We start from the raw sequence: 21,402 nt of genomic DNA on the forward strand, positions 1-21,402 counted from the left end.
ATGGCCTGGATGTACCATGAATCTTCTTCTACTCAGCAACTCACGCTCGCCTGACGGCAGTTACCTCACCCACGCGACCGATCTGGTGCGCGAACTGGCCGGTACGCGCACCAAGGCGCTGTTCCTGCCGTTCGCCGGCGTCACCACTACGTTCGATGAATACACCGACAAGGTGCAGCAGGCGCTGGCGCCGGCCGGCCTTGTGCTGACTGGCGCACACACGGTCAAGGCGACCGACATCGGACGGTTCGAACTCGTCATCGTGGGCGGCGGCAATACCTTCCAACTGCTGCGCGAGTCGCGCCAGCGCGGCTGGCTGCGCGCCATCCGTAACGCGGTCGCCGCGGGCACGCCCTACATGGGCTGGAGCGCGGGTGCCAACCTTGCCTGCCCGACGATCTGCACCACCAACGACATGCCCATCACCGATCCCGGCGGCTTCGAAGCCCTGGGCTTGATCGACCTGCAACTCAATCCGCACTACAACAATGCCTTGCCGCCAGGGCATCAAGGCGAAACGCGCGACCAGCGCATCGCGGAATTCCTGGTTGCCAATCCGGACACCACGGTCTTCGGCCTGCCCGAAGGCGACTGGCTGCGCGTACGCGGCCAGCAGATACGCTTCGAAGGCCCCTTCCCCGGCCGCCTGTTCACGGCCGGCCAGCCTTCGACCGACATCGCCGCGCCCGCCACGCTGGCTGGATAAAGGAAACACCATGCCACTGGGCATCATCCGGGTACTGACCACGAGCGACCAGTCGGTATTGCTGGAACACGGACGGATCCTGGAAGCGGAATTCGGCCTGAAGTCCGTCACGCGATGCATCGAAGACCAGCCGGACGGCATCTACGACCTGGCAAGCGAAACATTGGCCGTGCCCAAGATCGTCCGCCTGGGCCAGCGCCTGCAGGATGAGGGATGCACGGCGCTGTTCCTGAGCTGTGCGGCCGATCCTGGCCTGGCGCAACTGCGTGCCGCCGTGACCGTACCCGTGGTCTCGGCCGGGAGCGCCGCCGCGCGCGTGGCCGCGTACCTGAACCTGCCCGCCGCGGTCATAGGGATAGGCGATGCGGCCCCGGCGCCCTTTCGCCGGTTGCTGGGCGAGGACGTGACGTATGCCCGTCCCGATGGCGTTACCAAGACCGTGGACCTGCTGACACCCGCAGGCCGCGCCGCCGCGCTGGATTGTGCGCGCCGCCTGCATGACGCCGGCGCCAAGGTCATCGTGTTCTCGTGCACGGGGCTTACCACCATCGGCCTCGCGCCCCGCATCCGCGCCGAGATCGGCTGCGCCGCCGTCGATGCGGTCACCGCCGCAGGCATGTTCGCGGCGGAATGGACGGGGTGATGTGTAGCGGGGTGATGTGCGGCAGGGCAAGGTATCCCTGCTGGCTCGATGGCCGAGGCTGACACCGGTACGAACCGATCACACGCGGGCGTCGGTCACGCCCCTTCCCACAAAGCCGCGGTCACGCCCACCAGCAGGACCAGCGCCGACGCAATAAACCACCGTACGGTTTTCCGGTATTCATCCTCGGCTTCGTCCTCCAGGCGCAGGGCCCGGTAGAGCGTGAGGATCTGCAGCAGGGTGCCAAGAAACAAAGCCGCCCCCGGCAGCACCGACAGCGCACTCCATTCGCCCGGCGCGTCCAGGCCCCAGTAACGCAGGAAACCCAGCGAAAAGCCCAGCAACACCGTGATGGCCGTGATCAGTCCGGCCCGATAACCCTGGGGCAATTCCCGCGGCCTGGGGCTGTGTGCGGGCACTGATGCGTCGCGAGGCGTTTCCGGTGTCGTCATCGAAATGGTCCGCACTGATTACGCTAAGGGCCGCCCGCTACCGGTTTTTGTGAATCCAAGCGGAAGCGAAGACGGAAAGCCTGCCGGCAACCAGCGGCCGGGTGAATCGATTATGGCCGATAGCGCGACGCGGTGACAGATTGGCCAAATGGATGGGCAGACAAGAGGTTCACCGGGTTCAAGCTGCTGCTTTTGGCAGCGGAAAGGGATACGGCGCCACGTACACAAACACTCATCTTGCCGCAGGACGGGGTCCAATAACGGAAGCCAGGGTGCGCCGAGTGACGGTTTTGGGCGCAGCGCCTCGCTTCAGGGTCCAGCATTCTTGTTGCGGCAGCGCGTAGTACGTTTCCTTCCAAGGTGCGGCACCCATGCGGCCGAGCAGATCCACCATGAGCGATTCGTTGAGCCGATCTGCCTTTTTTCGAGCGCTATAGCGTTCGACGTCCTCTTCAGGCAAAGGAGTGCCTCTGTGTCAAACCATCACGGACCAGCGACGCTGCGGCGACGCGTTTTCGATGTCCATGAACCTCGGTTGTTTAATCAGCACGGGCATTCTCGCGGTCATCTTCCCGGTAGCAGTGACCGCGCAGGTCAGGGCCCATCGCTTCCACCCGTTTCTATATTGGTTCACGATCATCGCCACCACACCGGTCGGCACCACGCTCGCGGACAATCACGGTGGCGCGGATCCTAGCCGCGGTCGACGTACCCCGGGCTGCCCGGAACCACCCCGTCGGGCAGCGACTCGATGAAGCGGCATATTTCACCACCGCGCGCCAGCCAGACGTGATCGCGGTGCCGCAAGATGTGCTCGATGACGTGGCGGAACTGACGCAAGCGGTGCGGTTGTCCGAGGATGAAGCTGTGCAGGACTATGCTCATGACCAGTGGCCGGCGCTGCGATTCTTCGAGCATTTCGTCGAACTGGTCGATCAGGTTTTCGCAATACAGCTGCGAGGGCGTGCGGCGCGTCACGCTTCCAGCGAATCGTTCAGGTCGTGCGAATACGGTATCGCCAGGATGCGGCCGTGCTTCGTTTCGAACCACACCGGCTGGTCGTCCAACGGCCAGTCCATCATGTAGCGGTAGCCGGCCTCCTTGAGCAGATCCAGTGAATCATGAGTCTGCGAAATATACGGCGCCAGCCAGCCCATGGGCTTGGCACCCTCGTGCCGTTCGATGGCGGCGGTGGCCTCCTGGATGGCGGCGCGTTCCTGCTCCAGGGTCATGTCGCCCTGGCGCTCGCCATTGGTGCGTCCGTGGCCGACGATCTCGTCGCCACGCGCGCTGAAGGCGGCGACCATCTGCGGGCAGTAGTCGTACAGCTCGGTGTTGATCAGCAGTTCCAACGGCAGCGCATAGTTGTCGGCGAACTCCAGCAGGCGCCAGGCGCCGACGCGGTTGCCGTAGTCGCGCCACGCGAAGCTGCGTGTATTGGGCTGCGCCTGCGGTGCACCGTAGTCATTGCCCAGTCCCTCGCCGAACGCAAAGTGTTCCACGTTCAATGACAGATGCACGGCGAGCCGCCTGCCGTCAGGGAAGCTGTAGTCGGGTCGTTTCGAAATCGCGGAGTAGCCATAACGGCCGTGGGTTCTCAGCATGGCGGGTTCCGTTGCATGGATCGATTACAGGGTGTAGCCCTTCGAAAATTCACGCATGTCACTGATGGCTTCGATTCGCATGCACGCATCGAAGAGGCGACTCGTTACGGACTCGCCCCAGATGGGGTTGCCCAGGGACATGAATTTTTCCTGCAGCTCCTGCTGGGTGTGCGGGCGCGAGTGCTCGCCCTTGGTCATTTCGCAATGGCCGACCAGCGGCGGCCTGCCGTCCTTGAATCGGATGGTCACGTCGCAACGCTGCAGGCCCGGATATACAGCGGTATAGGCGGCATCTTCTTCCACGTAGACCCGCTGCACCAGTGCCTGCACATCGGTGTTGGCGACCGCGGCATCCTCGAAGGGAAGCAGGCCGGAATGGCCGTGGTGCAGGATGGTGGCCAGCGCGAACGGAATCGAAAAGCGTCCGCCGAAACTCGTGGTGATGGCTTTGCCGTTCAGCATGGCGGCCAGCCGATAGCCCTTGACGTCGATCCGTTCCACGGACCCGGCGTCGAGGCGGCCGCCCACTTGCGCCAGCGCATCCTCCAGCGCATCGATGGCGGTGTGCACATAGCGGCCGGTGGGGTGGAGCTTGAAGTAGCCCATGGTGATCAGCCATTCCTGGCCCAGGGCATGCATGACGCTCGCGGCGTCGTAGCTGTCGGATACGACGCCTTTGCCATAGACCGACTCCACGCCATCGCGCTCGCCCTTGAAGCCGGCCTGCGCCATCCGCGCCGCGATCTGGCCCATATACGCCGAGTGGCCGGTGTAGATGTTGCGTACGGTCGAGCCTTCCAGCAGCGTATTGCGGCTCGTCGACATACCCATGGTAGCGGACATGCTGATCAGGTCGCGCATTCGCGTCGCATCCAGCCCGCGCAGTTTGCCCACCGCGATGGCGGCGCCAATCACGCCATAAGTGCCATGCGGATGGATGCTCAGGCGCATATTGCCCGCGCGATTGATACGCGACGACACTTCGTAGCCCAGGATGGTGGCAAGCAGCAGATCGGCACCCGATGCACCGGTCTCCTGCGCCACGGCCAGCGCGGCCGGCACCACCTGGATGCCGGGATGTCCCTTGGCGAACTGGTTGCCCTCGTCCAGTTCCAGCCAGCAGCCCGCGCTGCCATTGAGCAGGCCGGCGTCCAGCGGCGCCGCACGCTGCCCCGTTCCAAGTACCCACGCATGACCGGCGGCGGCCTGTGCAAGATGGTTGCTGGCGAATGTTTTCATCTCGGGCACTTGCATGCCCGCGGCGACTACCGGTATGGAATCGGCGATGACCCAGCGGCCGTGCCGCAGCGTGGCTTCATCCAGATCCGTCAACCGTGCATCGCAGATGAACCGCGCCAGCGTGTCCAGGTAATGCTGTTCCATGCCCTACTCCACCTTGATTCCGTTCTTGCGCACCACGTCGCCCCACTTGGTGGCGTCGTTCTGGATATAGGCCGCGAAGGCCTGGGGCGTGCTGACATGTGGCAACAGGCCCGCATCGACCAGTTGCTTGCGCACCTCCGGGTCCTTCAGCACTGCCGCGGTTTCTTTATTGATGCGATCGACCACGTCCGCCGGCGTGCCGCGCGGGGCAAAAAGGCCGTACCAGGCCACCGAGTCGTAGCCGGCCACGCCGGCCTGCGCGATGGTCGGTACATCAGGCAGGGCCTCCAGCCGCTCGCTCGACGTCACGCCCAGGGCGCGCAGGTGGCCGGCCTGAATCTGACCGATGGCCGGCGCGACGGCCGAGAACATGAAATCCGTGTGGCCAGCGATCAGATCGACCATGGCCGGGCCGCCCCCCTTGTACGGAATGTTCAGCATCTTGGTGCCGGTCATGACCATGAAAAGCTCGGTGGCCATGTCATCGGAGGCGCCTACGCCGGACGACCCGAAATTGAGCTTTCCCGGTTGCGCCTTGGCCAGCTCGGTGAACTTCTGCACGGAAGTGGCCGGACTGTCGGGCCGCACCACCAGCACGTTCACGCCATCGACCACCGGCGTGACCGGCGCCAAGTCCTTGATGGGATCGAACGGCATGTTCTTGTACAGATAAGGCCCGATGGAAACGATGCCGGCGCTGGCCAGCACGACGGTATAGCCGTCGGGCGGAGACTTGACCACGTATTCGGTGCCGGGAATGCCGGCGGCGCCCGCCCGGTTCTCCACGATGACGGCCTGGCCCAGGCGCGGCCCCAAGCCCTTGGCCAGGATGCGCGCCGTTACGTCCACTGACCCTCCGGCCGCGAACGGTACGACCATCTTGATTGCCCGGCTGGGCCATTGCTGCGCCCACGCCGCGGTCGAGGAAACCAGCAGGACGGCGACGGCCGTCACCCCGGTAAGGAAAAAGCGTTTCATGGCGTACCCCTTGAGAACGGCCCGTGATTGTTATTGCGCGGCATACGCCGCACTGCGGACTCGTCTTCACTCTAATCACGTCGTCGCCCCTTGCACAGTCTGGACAACGCATGGGGCCATCACTAAAACTGATTTATCAAACGGGCGTCAGGCCATCTGCCATCCTGGACCAGGGTGCGCATGCAATGCGTCAGGACCAACCTCGTGCATAGAGCCGCCGGCGACATTTCGTCATCCGCGAGGCTGCAAAGCACATTCACGTGCTGGCTCTGCAAGTCGTCGATTTCGCTCAGTACGAAGCGTTCGCTGGCGTCGTGGTAGCGCAATACCGCCGCGCTGGGCTGGACGGTAGCGCCCAAGCCTGCGTCGACGGCATCCATCAGCATGACCAGGGAATCGATTTCCGCGACGACGTCGGGCTTGATGCCGGCACGGCCGAAAGCGCTGTCTATCCTGCTGCGCAGGCCATGCGTGCCGGTCGGAAGAATCAAGGGGATGTCTTTCAACGCATCGATCGACACCGCGGATTCGACGCGCTGCGCACCGGAGCGCTGCGCTGACTGGATCAGGAACAGCTTTTCTTCCATCAGCGGGATGACGTTCCAGCTTGAACTGGCCTGCACGTTGAACAGGATGGCGAAGTCCAGCTTGCGGGCTTCCAGCAAACCCTCCAGTTGCCCGGAAAGGCATTCGACTATGTGCAGGCGGACGTCAGGGTAGCGGTCGCGCATGGCGCGCATGAACGGCAAGGCCAACACCGAGGCCGTGGTGGGCGCCAGGCCAACGCTGGCGGTGCCGGTAAGGCGAGATTGTTGCGCGGCCCGCCGCGCCTGTTCGGCATGGCGCAAGATAAGCTGGGCTTCGCGCAGGAAGGCCAGCCCTGCCTGCGTGGGAGTAATGCCGCGCCGCGTGCGCGTCATCAGCCGCACGCTCAGTTCCCCTTCCAGCCGGCTGATCTGCTGGCTGAGCGCCGATTGCACCACCCCCAGTTCCGCGGCAGCGCGACTCATGCTGCCAACTTCGAGCACCCGGACGAAATAGCGAATCTGGCGCAATTCCATGGTTGCATGGTTTCTGGACGGGGCCGGGGCCGGGATCTCGATCCTAGCAGAGCCGGCCCGGCAGGGCAGTTGGTGGCAGCCCTAGGCTGCGGTGTGCTCCGGCGTCCTGGAACAATTCAGCGGCGTGCCGCAGGCGATCTCGCCCAACCGGCTCACTTGGTCATGGGACCAGCCCAGCCAGTTGGGGCATGACCTCAAGCATGGACAGGAGCCTTTGAGCTGGCCTGATGGCTGACGGGTAGCCAGACTTCAGCGCCGCGACTGCCGACTCGACACCCCAGGCTCATACCGAGTCAGCATGGCCACGAGGACGGCCGCCTGATCCGGAATTGCGACTTTCCGGGCTCTTTATATGACGTCGAAGGGGTCGCCAGGATGAAAGGCAGGCACCTCCACGACTTTCAGGCCTGTCTGGGCCAGCAGCTCCGCGAAGCCTGGTGTCGGTGCATCGGACCCAAGGGCGGCACCTCGTGCAACGTCGACGTTGAAGGACTGGTAGAGGCCCGCGGCAATACCCAGGGTATTGAGCAGAACCCCATACGCATGCGAGCCGACCAGAGTCATACCTCGGCGGAATAATCCAGCGTTGTGCAAAGCTGCGACGACGCTGTAGGTCTTGGGGTCAGCTACCTGATACCTCAACTTGGCCAGACCTCGGACCTGCGCGATCAACCCCTTGGTGACCTCGATTCGCTCAGCCAGAGCCTGACCGGCGGATTGGTCCAGACTGTCTGGTAGGCGAGGTCGATGCGCTCGTAGCGTATGGGCATGAGGATCTTCCTCGGTCGGGATTTTCAGTAATTTTATAAAAACTACTGAAGAAATCTCTCCGGGGGAGTGTCGAAATTCACCAACGGTGGAATCGCCATCCTATAAAAATCAATGATTTACCGACAGATCGGTCATCCGGGATGGAACTGGTCGTTCATCTAATTTGGAATTTTTCCGGAAATAGTTCATGTAACGTGGAATTTTCCGTTTCGCTGAGTCCTCAAGCTGCGGCATCGCAGTAATCTGCGATGCGTCCCGGACTCTGGAAACGTCCGCTTCCGGTTGTGCATTCAACCGGTCAGTGCAGTTCTTGGTTGACCGCTATAAGCTGTCTGCAGTCGATCGGAGCTCAGAACCAAAGGCCATCGAACAAGGCATTCTGCCGCTCACGACTACTTACGTGGAATGCCGGCGCACCTGGCGCCGGCATTTCTCTTTGCAAGCTACTCGCCCATCAGAAGCGATACGTCGCGCCCAGGCGGAAGGTTTGGGCTGACGTGTTGCCAGTATGGAACAAGGTGTCGTAGCTCACCGCCACGTCGAACTGCTTCGCCACTTGCATCGACAGGCTCAGGCCCGCAGTGAGCATGCCGCGGGATTGCGTCGCGCCCGGGACGGAGAAGCCGGTGCCGTCGCCCGACGTCACTGATACCGAACGGCTGCTGTCCATTGTTTCGTAGGCATAGCCGACCCTGCCCTGCAGCAGCGCGGGCTTGGCGCCAAGCCCGTTGAAGCTGTAGTCGGCGGTCACCCCGACATACGGCTGCAGGCTGTGCAAATCCTGGCCCTTCACCGACAGAGATTCGCTATCCAGACCTTCCTCGGAGAAGGAATTGCCGTGGAAATACTGATAGCGCAGACCCACGCGCGGAGTGATGACAGTAGGGCCCGCCTGCAAGGGCATGCTCGCCTGCAGCCCGGCCTGGGCTTCCTGCCCGTCGGACGTGTTGCGCGTCGTGCCCAGCGAGCCAAAGCTGCGGCGCGTGGAGATGAAGTCGTATGCACCGCCCACCATCCCGGCGACATTGATGGCGCCGACCTGGCGGCTGCCGTAAGCGGCCAGGCGCAAGGTGTCGATGCGGCCCGTGGCGTCCCCCTCCTTCACGTCGCCATGGCTGTAGCCGCCGGCCAGGCCTACCGTCCACGGTCCCATATTGTGGTCAGCGCCCACAAGGAAGCCGTAACGCTGGTCAGTGTTGCCGGGCGCATTATTGTTGCCGCCCTGGTGCGTGGTGTCGGAAGTGGCGCGGACCCAGGCTTGATTCGTCGGCCGCTCGCAACCGGCGGCGCTGTCCGTGGGGCACGGCCGGGCCAGACGGCCAAGCAGCGTGTCAGCCGTGCGTTGGCCATCGCGCAAAGCCGACGATCCCACCGCGCCGAAGATGGATGCGTTGGTCGGCGCGACGGTGGTCGTGACGTCGCCAGATCCGGTGCCACCGGAATCGTCAGAATCGCCTGTATCGCCTGCAACGTCGGTTCTTGCCGCCAATTTCAGGTCCACTGCGTTGGCCGACGTGGCGACCGCCTGCGAATAGCCGGCCGGAGCATTGCCCGTCACTTTGGAGAAAGCGCCCTCCACTGCTCCCGCATCGACCAGGCGATAGGTGGTGGCGTGATACGTACCCGGGCCGTACAGCAGCGACAGGGTGCCGCCCAACTGCGCGGTGCCGGTGACCTTCAACTGCGAAGCGGAATCGGGACTAATGTCCACCATCAGCGTGCCGTTGGACGACTGCATGAAATCGCCGTTCACGGTCAGGGTGCCGATGGAGCCGCCCGGCCACACGATACCTTCGTTGACGACGTTGCCGACGACCGTGCCGTGACCGCGTAGCGTACCGCCGCTATCGACACGCGTGAAACCCTGGATGCTGGCGCCCGAGTGATCGGCGTCGCCGACCTCCAGCGTGCCGGCGCCGATCTGGGTGCCGCCGCTGTAGGTGTTGGCGCCATTGAGCACCAGCATGCCGGCGCCCGTCTTCAGCAGATGCCCAACACCAGAGACGTCGCCCGACAAGGTCAAGGTGCGGCCATCGGCCGCGCTGATTTCGCTATTGGCCGACAGGGTAGTCGGCGCGCCTATCGTGGAATCCACATTGGCCGTCAGGACGCCCCCGGCGAGGTCCAGCGTGCCGGTGCTGAACTGGCCGCCATTCAAGATCAGCGTTCCGTTCGGCAGGATGCGGGTGGCGCCTACGGTTTGCGTGCCGGCGTCCAGCGAGACCTGCGTAACGGTGGCGGCGAGGTCGCCGATGTTCAAGGTGTCGATGTTGGCCAGGTTCGCCGTGACCTTGCCGATGCCGATGAGGTTCAGCGTGTCGTTGCCGGTCAAACCATCCTGATCCGCGCTGACGTCGCCATTGAGCGTCACGTTGTTATCGCCGACCGTCCAGACGGCGGCACTCGCCAGCGTCAGGATGACCCGATTCAAGGCGGTGTCGTAGGTGAGCGTCGGCACCAGGGATGCGTCGCTTTCCAGGACGGAGCTGAACGTGCCCGTCAGCCCGGTGCCGGCAGTCAGGACGATGTAGTTCGTCACCGGCGCATACGCGCCCGCCAGTGAATTGACGGAGAGGACGCCGCCCAATGTGGCCGCGCCCGTGACGGCCAGCTCGGAGGCCGACGTCGGCGTGGTCGTGATCAATAGCGTGGAACCGGCTTGCTGGGTATAGGTGCCGACCGTCAGGATGCCGGGCGCGGTTGCGCTACCGGGCATTACCGTTGCTCCATTCTGGGCCGTTACCGTTGACATCGTACCGGTGCCGGCTAGCGTCGCGCCGGCGTCAACGACCGTGTTGCTGGTGTAGATGCCGTTCACGTGCAGCGTACCCGTCTGCACTTCGGTATTGGTGACCAAAGTCTGGCCCGACAAGGTCCAATCGGTGCCAGCCATGGTCAGTGTGCGGATGCCGGCAATCGTGCTGCTCATGGTGTTCGAGCCGTGCAGCACAACCTGTGTATTTCCCCCGGCCGCGTTGATGCCGCCCGTCAATACCGATCCGGTCTCCAGATTCAGTCGGCCACCTGATGGCGAAAATTGCACCGCCGCCAGGCCAGCCAGGGATTCGATCGTCCCGGAATTCGTAATGGTGGCATTCGCTCCGACCAACACGCCGGTGCCGGTGGTGCTGCTTATGGTGCCCCGGTTGTCCACCGTGCCGGCCCCGTTCATCGTAAAGCCATCGCCGCCGGTGGCGGAAATCAGGCCATAGTTGGTGATTGTGCCGCCCGCAATGGTGGCCGCTTGCCCGCCCTGGCTGGCGATGGTCCCGTAATTGGTCAGCGTCAGGGCGGTGGGGCTATTGAGGGCCGTACCGGCCGACGACAGAATCAGCGCCGTATTGTCCGCGCTCGAACCGTTCACGAGCGTGCCGCCGGCGATATACACGCCAACGTCGTGACCCGTAATGGTTCCATTGTTCTGGAGGTAGTCGCCGCCGGTCAATCCCACGGCCGTGCCTTTGTCTGCGTTGATCAGGCCGTTGTTGGTGACCGAGCCCGAGACCGTAAGCAGGATACCGAAGGGCGTTGCAGACGTTTGGGACAAGCCGCCCGATATCGTGCCGTTGTTGATGATGGCGATGTCCTGGAGTACGAAGGGGCCGTCCCCAAGCGCGACATCGTTGTCAGATATCGTGACGCCAGACGCGATGGTCAGCGTGTCAGTGCCCGGGTTGATTTCGTAGTGCGTCGCCTGGCTGCTACTGACCGTAACGCTTTGCGCTTGCGCCGTGACTCCGGTGAGCAGGCTGAATCCCAGGCTTGCGGGAATCAGCAATCTGCGTGTCGTCAGGCCCTGCAAGGATCTGGGATGGGGGCGAAGATTGCGGGAAGACTTGCTCATTTGCTACGACCTATTCAGCTTGTGGGTATTTGCGGGCCACAAGCCGGCGCTGCATCCGTCCGAAAACTGAGATGCAGGGGGGCGCAGGTGTGGTCCGCGGCGATACTGCAGCGTCGGGACACCCAGGCGCATGCTTAAGAACTCATGACCTAAATGCTACAACCGAAACAAATAGAAACCGCTAAAAACAAGCCCGATAAGTCACCGGATTAAGGGGATCATCGGACGGTTTATTCACGTTTCAATGAGGCGCAATGGCTGAATAAACGTGGCTAATGCCTGGAACCTGAACATGGCAGCTACCGTCATGCAATATTCATGCACCAGGTTGCCCGAAAATTCCACGGTAGATGATCTAAATCCGGAGTAATTCCACCTTAAATGACCGATGCGACCTGAACCTTCCCGCTCCGACTCACCGTATGTGAGCAGTCACTTTTTGCCATTTCTCGGATTTTTCTATTTGTGCGCAATAAGTTAGCTGGATTCAGCCAGTTCCAATTAGGCGAACGAATTTCCACATGGGATGAACTTTGACAATAGCTCCTTCGCGAGTAAAGCTGCGAACGAGTGGCAGCACTGTCAGCGCCTGTATGCTGGTGCAGACAGCGCAATCGGCGCCGGATTCAATTCCACCCACTCCACCGCCAGCTCGCACAGGCGCCCGGTATCGCCGTTCTTCCGCTTGACCTCGCCGACCAGGGTGGCGGCTTCCCGCAGTGCCGGCGCCGGCAAGGGCTGGCCGGCGCCCAGATGCGTCAGCAAAGCATCGGCCATCTGTTTGAATTCGGCATCCCAATTGATGCCGCCATTGCCATCGAGCTCTCTGGCGATGCGGCCGGATATCCGTATCGTCTCCCCTTGCATGGTACTGGCCGCGCCGCTGGATGGCACCAACAACTCCCACAATTCCTGATGGCGTTCCCACCAGGTAGCGGCCTTGGCCGCGATGGGCGACTTGCCGTCATAGGCGACCCGCCGCGGGACCGGAGGCACCTCGAACAAGGTATAGAGCCGGTCGAGCGCGGCGCTGGTCTCTTCCCGGCTTTCCGGGTTGAAATTGTCCCGGTGGAATTCGAAATCCGTACCTATGCGCTGCACGCAGGCGCGCATTGCTTCAGTGACGACCGGCCCGCCGCGCGTCTCACCGCCGAACAGGCGCGTGGCCAGCCCCTGCAACCCCGAGTGTTCAGGCGCGTGTGTCCGCGCATTCAGCAGCAGTAGGGCCACGTCAGCGACCTGCACGACCTTGGCATTGCTGCATCGTTGCAGCGCGTAGCCCAGCGGCGTCGTCCCTTGGTTGTTGGCGGCATCGAGTCGCGCGCCGTGGTCCAACAACGTCTGCGCCGTGCGGATATTGCCGACCGCGGCAGCCTTGTGCAAAGGCGTGTTGCCCTTGGAATCGACCGCGTTCGGGTCCGCGCCCAAGGTCAGGAGGGTGTCTATCCTGCCCTGCCAATGGCCGGCGCGGGCGTGCAATGGCGTTTCCCCATACTGGTCCGCGGCGGCGATGTCCGCGCCATTCTCGACAAGCCATACAGCCACTTCGTCGGGCAGGTCGTTGAACGCGAGCGCGGTCTGCTTCCAGACGCCACCCCGCGCATTCACGTCGCAACCGTCGAACACCGCCCTGATCGCACCGGCGTTGCCGGCCTTCAACATTTCATCGAAATCTTTGGGTAAGGTCTTCCTCTTGGCTTTCGGCATCCTGCACACGCTCCTGTTCCGGGATAAGGCAAACTGCGGAGAGGCCCCATGGTATACGCACCCGGCAGCGCCATAGGATGCGATCTGCTACGGCGCTTTTCATGGCCCTACCAGAGTCCCCTCCCGTCGCCGGCCGATAAAAAGAGGTTCACACTAGCGCCTGCAAAACTCACTGTCCACGCTGCGAACCATGAAGCTTTTTAAAGACCTGCGGAAATTGATCCCGGAACTTGCCACCCTGCCGGACACCGATCGCGTAGCCCTGCCTGAAAACCTGGTTTTACCCGATGGCGACGGCGGCTATGCCGTATTGCTGGGGCCGGCTGGGCGCTTTCTTGTGCAGGCTGACGGCGCGCCCACTCGCATCGGGTATCGCCCCTGGCTAACGGTACGCGAGTTACGGCGGATTTTCTCCAGCGCCGGGTCCGACGACGACAATCTGCTTGCCGCCCTGTCCTTCCATCTGGATCGCATCGTCCACGGCGCCAGCACGGATGATGTCGTCCCGCATCTCGAATGGCCGATGCACGCTACGGACGATGAGTGCCTGGCGTGGTGGCTGGCCTGCGCGCGGGCATATGCAGGCTTGTGGGAAGGCCATGCCAGCCAGGCCGGGCTGGCGCCTTCCAGTCGCGCCGAGTTGGACGCGCTGGAACAGCGCCTGGGCTGCCCCCTGCCCCCATTGCTGCGCGCGTATCACGCGCGGATTGGTGCATTGAACCTGTGCGAAAACTTGTGCAGCGTGACACAAGCTGACCTCGCCAGTATCGAACCGCTGCGAGCGGCCTATCCTGGTATCGCCGACATCCTGGAAGACGCGCAGGACGCCGACGAGCAATGGCAGCTGGTCGACCAACTGGTGGCCTTCGGCGATTATCTAGGCAACGGCAACGTGTGGTGTTTCCACCGGGAAACCGGAGAGGTCTGGTATTTCGACCACGATTCGGCACCCATGCTCACGCGCATGTTTTCGGACGTCGGCGGCTATCTCGACGCGTTGATGTACAAATGCCTGCTGGAGGTCCACGAGCAGGAAGACGACGAAGATACGCTGCGCCGCCACCTGGGCGACGCCATTGTCGACAAGTGGATGTATTGAAGGGTCTTGACGACGCAATGTACTACTGGAACAGAGACAATTTCGAAGGGTTGCTCCAAATCGCGCAACAGCTGGAAGCTGACAAGCATCTCAACCCGCTCGGCGCCTATTGCCGCTTTCGCGAGCTGGGATTATGGCGCGATGCATTCCAGGCGCTGGAACGCTATCTTGAAGAAACGCGTTCGTTCGATAGCTCGACGGCGAGGCTCGCAACGACACAGATTCTTGAGATCAACGCTCGGGCTCATGGCGTGCATCATTTTCTGGCCCAGCCGCTCGTCAAACGTTTCCTGCTGCCGACCTGGAAGCGTGGATGCGGGAAGATGCAAACGCGCGTGAACCCGTGCGATGGCTCGGTATTCTCAATCGCGACCGAGAACTGCTTGCGCGCGCCTTATCGATGTGCCCGGACGACGTTCCTGTACGAACGCTATTGATCGATTTCGCGCTCGGAGATGTCGATCATGCAACTCATCATTTCGATGAGTCGTTCTTGATTGGCTCGATTGATTACGCGGTGGCGGCGCTGGAGCTTGCCAGAACCCTCATAGCGGACGCACCGGCCGCGGAGACGGTTGTGCAGCGTTCTCCCGAACTGCGGTACTTCAATTGCCTCATCGAAGATTGGCGGGCGTATTCCAGGAATCCTGTGGGCTCGTTTCCCGAATGGTGTACCTTGCGGGGCCGGAACTACAACTACCTTGTCAAGGTGTACTACGGGAACCGCGACCTGGCCAGAAACAGCCTTTCGAGAACTCGAGGTCAATCTCTTCACAGCCAGCATGGCGGTCATCTAAACTACCCAGCGCGGACATGGCGAAAAATGGAATCTTGGCCGTTATGTCGATACTGAATTTTGCGTTTGTCGGTGCGGTTGCCGTGGTCTGCCTCGGCTGGTGGGTGCGTCAAATTGAGAAGCTTGAGTGGGTACGAACCGACAGTCTGTATATCTACGAGGGCAATCCTAAGAAAGATAAAAAAATTGCCTTTACGGCCATCAAAGAAATCTCCATCGCGCCACTTTTTGACGTCGCTCCGTTCGACAACTTCTGGTTGCTAGAAGGTAAAGATGGCGAGCGGATAGGATTTCTCGGCCGATCCAATGGCGCTGCCGCCGCGCTAGTTCGTCTAGAAAGCTATTTATCGGAATTTAACGTTGCTACGTCAATTGCGCACGCGCACGAGCATTCGATGTTCGAAGAAGCTGTTGTCGTGTGGCGTGACGACGCTATAACTGTTTCGGGTCAAGAGTGACCCTACGCGCTCTGTCTCCAAACTTGACGAGAATCGTACATAACCACCATGGAAAAATCTGCGCTTGAGAAAGCTGCTGCACTCATTGCCCAGCACAATCTGACTCCTCAGGTCGCGGGCGTTCGCGTAGGCTGGGACGAAGTTACGGCCAAGCTCGTGGTTCAATACTTCGTTGATGGGGAAGTGGCCGATGACGAACGCGAGCTCTGTGAATTGACATTAACTGAGCTGTTGGCTGAGTTTCCCGATGTGCGTACGGCTGATACACAATGTATTGCAAATCCTTGTGGCGGAGTGTTCTTGCTCGACGGGATTGTTTTTCCAGCGGCGGTAGTGCTCAACACTGTGAGCGGTTGGCAGTTGTCGGCCATATGCGGACATCCTGAAGGAGTTTAAGTTGAGCGAAGTCGCAACTCAGATCGATGAGATCGTGGGACTGGCCCTTGCCGGTCTTCTCAAGAAAAACGGGTTCAGGAAGTCCGGACGGACTTGGCACAAATCCGTGAGCGACGACTGGCAAATAGTCAACGCGCAGGCCAGCGCCGCCAATTCACGCGAACAAGGAAAGTTCGTTGTGAATCTTGGCGTTTACTGTGCCCAGGTCGCCGACCTCGCTGGCCAAAAGAGGCCTGAGAGGTTTCCCAAGGAATTTGAAACGACTGTGCGTGAACGTCTTGGCTCTCTTGCTTATAAGTACGACCATTGGTGGACTGTCGAGCCAAACTCGAATCTGAATGAAATCGCAAGCGACGTCGAGGCGAAAATGCAAGCGTCAGGCTTACAGTGGTTAGACGCGCATCTCGATGTGGCAAGAATCGCCACACACCTGCAGGGGAGTCCCAATCTGCACGCTTTGTCCGCGGCGTGGCTTGCATGGGGCAAGAGAGAAGCAGTTCGGCAATATGAAGCAGCCATCGCCGCGCGCCCCGCTGCGAAGAACCATTACGTGGCGTGGGCGGTCAAGAGTGGCTTGGTAGGTTAAGTGCGCTGACGCCGAGCAACACCGTTTCGGCAATACGGCTCGAACTCCCGCTTTCCATAGTCAGCAACCGCCGTTGCCACTTCACAACGATGAGGACAAGTCGGATACTTGCCGACTTGAAGAACTGTCATCCTTCTTCCCTTGGACGCTGTCATGCCCTTGTTGGAAACTCAGCTCGCCCGATACTTCATGCAGGTAGCACACGCAAAAAGTCTCTCGAAGGCGGCGATCAAGTTGTCGACGACTCAGTCGAACGTTACCGCGCGCATCAAGCAGCTGGAAGAACAACTCGGTGCACAGCTGTTTTCCCGGCACAGCCGCGGCGTCGCTTTGACCGCGGCAGGCGAGGTGCTACTCCCCCCATTTGCGAGCAAATCGTGAAGATCGCCGAGGCAGTCCAGCGCCAGGCTGCAAACACCGGATTTTCGCGGCCATCCCTGCGAGTGGGCGTCTACCATACGGCGGCAGCTCACCTGATGCCTGATTTGATCGCCGGCTTCCTTTCAGCCAATCGCGGCGTACATCTCACCGTCAAGATGGGCAGCACCGAGGAGTTGCGTGCATTACTGCGGGATGAGCAGCTCGACTGCGCCGTCATCGCCGCCGTCGCCGTCGATTCCGCATTGCATGTCCATTCCCGCTTCATGGACGAAATGGGATGGGTATTCAAGGTCGGCCTGCTGTCTCGATCCAATGCCGGGGTCATGGCCCAATTGGCCGGCCTGCCTATCTATGCCACGCAGAAAGGCGCACTGTATGAGGCATCCGTTCGCCAACTTTTCCAGGATGAGGGGCTGACCGCTGAGATGCCGGTTTTTCAGGAACTGGGCTCCACGGAAATTCTCAAGGCGGTGTTGCGCCTGGGGCACGGATTCACATTCATTTCGAAAGCGGTGTTCCTGTGTCAGCAATGGCGAGCCTGTCTTTGGCTTGGCGTCGAACGGACTGCTCGCCATTCCTAAAGAACTTCGTCGATTGCGCGATAAGCTAATCGCGACGATATCTGGGCAGCGGTTAAAGAGCTATACGAAGAAGACTTGCCGGGAATGACACAAGGCGACTACGACGAGCACGGTGATGGGGCGCTGATGTGGCTATGACGAAGGGCCAATGTACGAGATTCAGATTACGCGTAGTGGCGTTGCACGCCTGAGCGAGTGGGCCGACCAGGACTATGAGACGGAATTGTGCCCGATGAGAGAGGTGGAAGCGCTTCCTCAGGAGAAAGCAGCGAGTTGCAAGCGCCAGTCGGAGCTTGTTGGACCGTAGTGCGAGCTGTTGCGCTTGTACGTACACTCTCAAGAACTGGTGCTTACCGCCGCAAATTTTTCGACAAGAAGATCGATCAGTAATCTGACTTTGCGGGGGATGTGCTGGCTTGGCGGGCGCACGACGAAGATGCCGACGTCCGGCATTCTGAAACGCGTCATGATGGGCACAAGCCTGCCTGTCTCGACATAAGGTCCCGCGATCATCTCGCCCATCGCAACGACTCCCAGATCGGACGCTGCTGCCTCCGCGAGGACATAGGCGTTGTCCGCCTTGAACCGGCCTTGTGGATGCACCGTGAAGTTCTGATCCCCATCGCTGAACACCCAGCTGTTGGTGCCGGCCGTGATCGCCGAGTGCTTTAGGATATCGGCCGGATACTGCGGCGCCCCATTCTCCTTGATGTAGCCCGGGCTGGCGTACAGTTGCATCGGAAGTGAGCCGATTTTGCGCGCAATCAAGCTGGAGTCCGGCATGTAGCCCACGCGAATCGCACAGTCGAAACCTTCCGCTGCGAGATCGACGTACTGATCCGAAAATCGCGTATGCACCTGCAGTGCCGGGTGTCGCCTGGCAAAGTCTGCAAGCGCCGGCGCGAACAGCGTCCCGACGGATGCGGGTCCCGCGATTCTCATCAGGCCCCTGATATGGCCGTTGGGCGACAGCTCTTCCCGAACTGCGTCTATCCTGGCGCAGATGTCCGCTGCCTGATCTCGAAACGATACCCCCGCCTCCGTCAAAACCGCGCCGCGGGTCGTTCGTGCGAGGAGCTCGGCGCCAAGTTCCTGCTCTAGCCGAAGCAGCCGACGGCTGACAATGGATTTGGGAAGTACTGGCGTAGCAGGCCATTCGTATTTTCGTTGGTGCCTCGCTGCCAGGGGCTGCCCGGATCGCAGAAGCAAACGACCATATTGGTAGCAATATCAAAGTGCCTGTGCGCTGACAACTCCGCCCCGGGGTCCCAGGTCAGGATTTTCCTTAGTCGAGCAGGAAGCTGGCCCATCTGCTCAACAAGGGCTCGAGTAACGATTTCGGCCCGCTTGTCCTCGATCCTGCAGAGCACGGTGAACCGAGATGCTGAGCGGCCCAACTGGCGACCAATAGCTCGATAACTTGCGCCACTGGCCAACCCTCGATAGATCGCCCCCCGCTCTTCTGCTCACCACACTGACCAGTGCACACCTCTATCCATCGGGCTTTCAATAGGGTGTTGCACTGACCGTTTGAAACCACAATATCGCTTTTGCGGGGTATTACCGCCAGGGACGCTGCTGATGTAAGTACTTGCTTTTCAGCGGTTCTTCGACTTTTCGTTGTGACGCCAAGCACTTGGGATGGTTAGGGGGCCACGCTAGATGAGTAAAGTTCCATCGGGCGTGAACTTCGACACCAAAGTTGTAACAGCACCCCTCTCCCCCCTTGAAGCATTAATTACGATCCCTATAATTAGCACTCGCCTCCGGTGAGTGCTAACAAGCCTTCTCGCCTTTCCGGCCGCCGGGGCAAGCGAGACAACCCCCTTACCGTTTTTAGAAAACAGGAGTTCCTCATGGCCCTGCGTCCTCTGAATGATCGTGTGATCATCAAGCGTCTGGACAACGAGCGCAAAACCGCCTCGGGCATCGTCATCCCTGACAGCGCCGCTGAAAAGCCCGACCAAGGCGAAGTCATCGCCGTCGGTCCCGGCAAGCGTACGGAAGACGGCAAGGTTCTGCCGGTCGACCTGAAGGCGGGCGACAAGGTTCTGTTCGGCAAGTACGCCGGCCAGTCCGTGAAGGTCGATGGCGAGGAACTGCTCGTCATCCGCGAGGAAGAAATCCTCGCCGTGATCCAGTAATACCTCCTCCCCAAGAATTCCCCAGTAAGGAAAGAATATGGCTTCCAAGCAAGTTCTGTTTGGCGACGACGCCCGTGTGCGTATCGTCCGCGGCGTGAACATCCTGGCTAACGCTGTCAAGACCACCCTGGGCCCCAAGGGTCGCAACGTCGTGCTGGAGCGCTCGTTCGGCGCCCCGACGGTGACCAAGGACGGCGTGTCCGTCGCCAAGGAAATCGAACTGAAGGACAAGTTCGAAAACATCGGCGCCCAACTGGTCAAGGACGTCGCTTCCAAGACTTCCGACAACGCCGGTGACGGCACCACCACCGCCACCGTGCTGGCTCAAGCCATCGTCATGGAAGGCCTGAAGTACGTTGCCGCCGGTTTCAACCCGATCGACCTGAAGCGCGGCATCGACAAGGCTGTCGCCGCCGCCGTCGCCGAACTGAAGAAGCAATCCAAGCCGGTCACCACCAGCAAGGAAATCGCTCAAGTCGGCTCGATCTCGGCCAACAGCGACTTCTCCATCGGCCAGATCATCGCTGACGCGATGGACAAGGTCGGCAAGGAAGGCGTCATTACCGTCGAAGACGGCAAGTCGCTGGAAAACGAGCTGGACGTCGTCGAAGGTATGCAATTCGACCGCGGCTACCTGTCGCCCTACTTCATCAACAACCCGGAAAAGCAAGTTGCCGCGCTGGACGATCCTTTCGTCCTGATCTACGACAAGAAGATCAGCAACATCCGTGACCTGCTGCCCGTGCTGGAACAAGTCGCCAAGTCGAGCCGCCCGCTGCTGATCATCGCCGAAGACGTCGAGGGCGAAGCCCTGGCGACCCTGGTGGTCAACAACATCCGTGGCATCCTGAAGACCACCGCCGTCAAGGCGCCTGGCTTCGGTGACCGCCGCAAGGCCATGCTGGAAGACATCGCCATCCTGACCGGCGGCGTCGTGATCTCCGAAGAAACCGGCATGTCGCTGGAAAAGGCCTCGCTGCAAGAGCTGGGCCAAGCCAAGCGCATCGAAGTGGGCAAGGAAAACACCACGATCATCGACGGCGCTGGCGACAGCACCTCGATCGAAGCCCGCGTCAAGCAAATCCGCGTGCAGATCGAAGAAGCGACCTCGGACTACGACCGTGAAAAGCTGCAAGAACGCGTGGCCAAGCTGGCCGGCGGTGTTGCCGTGATTCGCGTCGGTGCTGCCACCGAAGTCGAAATGAAGGAAAAGAAGGCCCGCGTCGAAGACGCCCTGCACGCTACCCGTGCCGCGGTGGAAGAAGGCGTTGTGGCTGGTGGCGGCGTGGCCCTGCTGCGTGCCAAGCAAGCTATCGTCGACCTGAAGGGCGATACGCCTGACCAGAACGCCGGTATCAAGCTGATCCTGCGTGCCGTCGAAGAACCCCTGCGCACCATCGTCACCAACGCCGGCGAAGAAGCCAGCGTGGTGGTCAACACCGTGCTGGGTGGTTCGGGCAACTACGGCTACAACGCTGCCACCGGTGAGTACACCGACCTGGTTGCGCAAGGCGTGCTGGATCCCACCAAGGTTACCCGCACCGCTCTGCAAAACGCCGCCTCCGTCGCCAGCCTGCTGCTGACCGCCGAAGCCGCCGTGGTCGAACTGGCCGAAGACAAGCCCGCTGCCCCGGCAATGCCCGGCGGCATGGGTGGCATGGGCGGCATGGACTTCTAAGAAGTCCTTGCCTGAAAGGTGGCCGGTGACGGCTGCCTTCCCAAGCAAAAACCCCCGGGGCGACCCGGGGGTTTTTTATTTGTGCGCGGGGATTGCTGCGCCGAAGCCGGCGTCAGCGCGACGACGCTGACGCC

At 61.3% G+C, this 21,402-nt stretch carries 22 protein-coding genes and 1 pseudogene; 11 read left to right on the top strand and 12 right to left on the bottom strand.

Going from position 1 to position 21,402, the window contains the following annotated elements:
- Positions 1-16 precede the first annotated feature (16 nt).
- Positions 17-706 (top strand): dipeptidase PepE, encoded by a 690-nt coding sequence (gene pepE, locus CEY05_RS22045; RefSeq protein WP_088597210.1) that lies wholly within the window; start codon positions 17-19, stop codon positions 704-706.
- A gap of 10 nt (positions 707-716) precedes the next feature.
- A complete protein-coding gene (locus CEY05_RS22050; protein WP_088597209.1) occupies positions 717-1,349 on the top strand; it encodes an aspartate/glutamate racemase family protein in 633 nt (210 codons plus the stop codon).
- 95 nt (positions 1,350-1,444) lie between these two features.
- On the opposite strand, the gene CEY05_RS22055 is transcribed toward CEY05_RS22050, so the two are convergent.
- From CEY05_RS22055 to CEY05_RS22095, 9 genes are all read right to left on the bottom strand, one after another.
- Positions 1,445-1,801 (bottom strand): hypothetical protein, encoded by a 357-nt coding sequence (locus tag CEY05_RS22055; protein WP_088597208.1) that lies wholly within the window; start codon positions 1,799-1,801, stop codon positions 1,445-1,447.
- Positions 1,802-2,494: 693 nt separating this feature from the next.
- Complete coding sequence (locus CEY05_RS31495; RefSeq protein ID WP_198952856.1) at positions 2,495-2,779, bottom strand: hypothetical protein; 285 nt, start codon at positions 2,777-2,779, stop codon at positions 2,495-2,497.
- The gene (locus CEY05_RS22065; protein WP_198952857.1) at positions 2,776-3,405 is read right to left on the bottom strand and encodes a polysaccharide deacetylase family protein; all 630 of its coding nucleotides are present in this window, start codon (positions 3,403-3,405) and stop codon (positions 2,776-2,778) included. Before CEY05_RS22065 ends, CEY05_RS31495 begins: the two co-directional genes overlap by 4 nt.
- Positions 3,406-3,429: 24 nt before the next feature.
- On the bottom strand, positions 3,430-4,788 hold the full coding sequence (locus tag CEY05_RS22070) for an MmgE/PrpD family protein (protein WP_088597207.1): 1,359 nt from the start codon (positions 4,786-4,788) through the stop codon (positions 3,430-3,432).
- 3 nt (positions 4,789-4,791) lie between these two features.
- Complete coding sequence (locus CEY05_RS22075; protein ID WP_088597206.1) at positions 4,792-5,766, bottom strand: tripartite tricarboxylate transporter substrate binding protein; 975 nt, start codon at positions 5,764-5,766, stop codon at positions 4,792-4,794.
- A gap of 122 nt (positions 5,767-5,888) precedes the next feature.
- The gene (locus CEY05_RS22080; protein WP_088597205.1) at positions 5,889-6,827 is read right to left on the bottom strand and encodes a LysR substrate-binding domain-containing protein; all 939 of its coding nucleotides are present in this window, start codon (positions 6,825-6,827) and stop codon (positions 5,889-5,891) included.
- 348 nt (positions 6,828-7,175) lie between these two features.
- Positions 7,176-7,499, bottom strand: a complete 324-nt coding sequence (locus tag CEY05_RS31290) for a GSU2403 family nucleotidyltransferase fold protein (protein WP_088597204.1) — start codon at positions 7,497-7,499, stop codon at positions 7,176-7,178.
- 553 nt (positions 7,500-8,052) lie between these two features.
- Entirely contained in the window at positions 8,053-11,442 is a 3,390-nt protein-coding gene (locus tag CEY05_RS22090; protein ID WP_088597203.1) for an autotransporter domain-containing protein, read from the bottom strand.
- A gap of 582 nt (positions 11,443-12,024) precedes the next feature.
- The gene (locus CEY05_RS22095) at positions 12,025-13,149 is read right to left on the bottom strand and encodes an ankyrin repeat domain-containing protein (RefSeq protein ID WP_088597202.1); all 1,125 of its coding nucleotides are present in this window, start codon (positions 13,147-13,149) and stop codon (positions 12,025-12,027) included.
- Between the two features lie 190 nt (positions 13,150-13,339).
- Here CEY05_RS22095 and CEY05_RS31810 point away from each other — a divergent pair, with 190 nt between their 5' ends.
- The 7 genes from CEY05_RS31810 (at position 13,340) to CEY05_RS22125 (ending at position 17,446) form a co-directional block, all read left to right on the top strand.
- Complete coding sequence (locus CEY05_RS31810) at positions 13,340-14,248, top strand: SMI1/KNR4 family protein (RefSeq protein WP_233161652.1); 909 nt, start codon at positions 13,340-13,342, stop codon at positions 14,246-14,248.
- Positions 14,249-14,265: 17 nt separating this feature from the next.
- Positions 14,266-14,685, top strand: coding sequence for a hypothetical protein (locus CEY05_RS31500; RefSeq protein ID WP_198952858.1), 420 nt, complete (start codon positions 14,266-14,268; stop codon positions 14,683-14,685).
- A gap of 403 nt (positions 14,686-15,088) precedes the next feature.
- Positions 15,089-15,502 (top strand): hypothetical protein, encoded by a 414-nt coding sequence (locus tag CEY05_RS22110; protein WP_088597201.1) that lies wholly within the window; start codon positions 15,089-15,091, stop codon positions 15,500-15,502.
- Between the two features lie 48 nt (positions 15,503-15,550).
- A complete protein-coding gene (locus tag CEY05_RS31045; RefSeq protein ID WP_143220564.1) occupies positions 15,551-15,898 on the top strand; it encodes a hypothetical protein in 348 nt (115 codons plus the stop codon).
- A 1-nt stretch (position 15,899) separates the two neighbouring features.
- Entirely contained in the window at positions 15,900-16,484 is a 585-nt protein-coding gene (locus CEY05_RS22115) for a DUF4304 domain-containing protein (protein ID WP_158219384.1), read from the top strand.
- Between the two features lie 153 nt (positions 16,485-16,637).
- On the top strand, positions 16,638-16,865 hold the full coding sequence (locus CEY05_RS31295) for a LysR family transcriptional regulator (RefSeq protein ID WP_198952859.1): 228 nt from the start codon (positions 16,638-16,640) through the stop codon (positions 16,863-16,865).
- A complete protein-coding gene (locus CEY05_RS22125) occupies positions 16,862-17,446 on the top strand; it encodes a LysR family transcriptional regulator substrate-binding protein (protein ID WP_158219385.1) in 585 nt (194 codons plus the stop codon). The genes CEY05_RS31295 and CEY05_RS22125 overlap by 4 nt, the downstream gene beginning before the upstream one ends.
- A gap of 336 nt (positions 17,447-17,782) precedes the next feature.
- Here CEY05_RS22125 and CEY05_RS22130 read toward each other — a convergent pair whose 3' ends face one another.
- The 3 genes and pseudogenes from CEY05_RS22130 to CEY05_RS32010 all read right to left on the bottom strand — a co-directional run.
- Positions 17,783-18,655 carry a LysR family transcriptional regulator gene (locus CEY05_RS22130; protein WP_088597199.1) on the bottom strand — a complete coding sequence of 291 codons (873 nt, stop codon included), beginning with the start codon at positions 18,653-18,655 and terminating at the stop codon, positions 17,783-17,785.
- Positions 18,544-18,843: an IS30 family transposase gene (locus tag CEY05_RS22135; RefSeq protein WP_369825981.1), complete on the bottom strand. Its 300-nt coding sequence runs from the start codon at positions 18,841-18,843 to the stop codon at positions 18,544-18,546. The genes CEY05_RS22130 and CEY05_RS22135 overlap by 112 nt, the downstream gene beginning before the upstream one ends.
- A pseudogene (locus CEY05_RS32010) lies at positions 18,838-18,897 on the bottom strand (hypothetical protein); the annotation flags it as partial. The gene CEY05_RS22135 and the pseudogene CEY05_RS32010, both read right to left, overlap by 6 nt.
- 405 nt (positions 18,898-19,302) lie before the next feature.
- On the opposite strand from CEY05_RS32010, the gene groES reads away from it, so the two are divergent.
- Positions 19,303-19,590, top strand: a complete 288-nt coding sequence (gene groES, locus CEY05_RS22140) for a co-chaperone GroES (RefSeq protein WP_088597198.1) — start codon at positions 19,303-19,305, stop codon at positions 19,588-19,590.
- 37 nt (positions 19,591-19,627) lie between these two features.
- A complete protein-coding gene (gene groL, locus CEY05_RS22145) occupies positions 19,628-21,268 on the top strand; it encodes a chaperonin GroEL (protein ID WP_088597197.1) in 1,641 nt (546 codons plus the stop codon).
- Positions 21,269-21,402 lie beyond the last annotated feature (134 nt).

Origin of the sequence: Achromobacter sp. HZ34 (assembly GCF_002209485.1) — a bacterium.
Taxonomy (GTDB): domain Bacteria; phylum Pseudomonadota; class Gammaproteobacteria; order Burkholderiales; family Burkholderiaceae_B; genus Bordetella_C.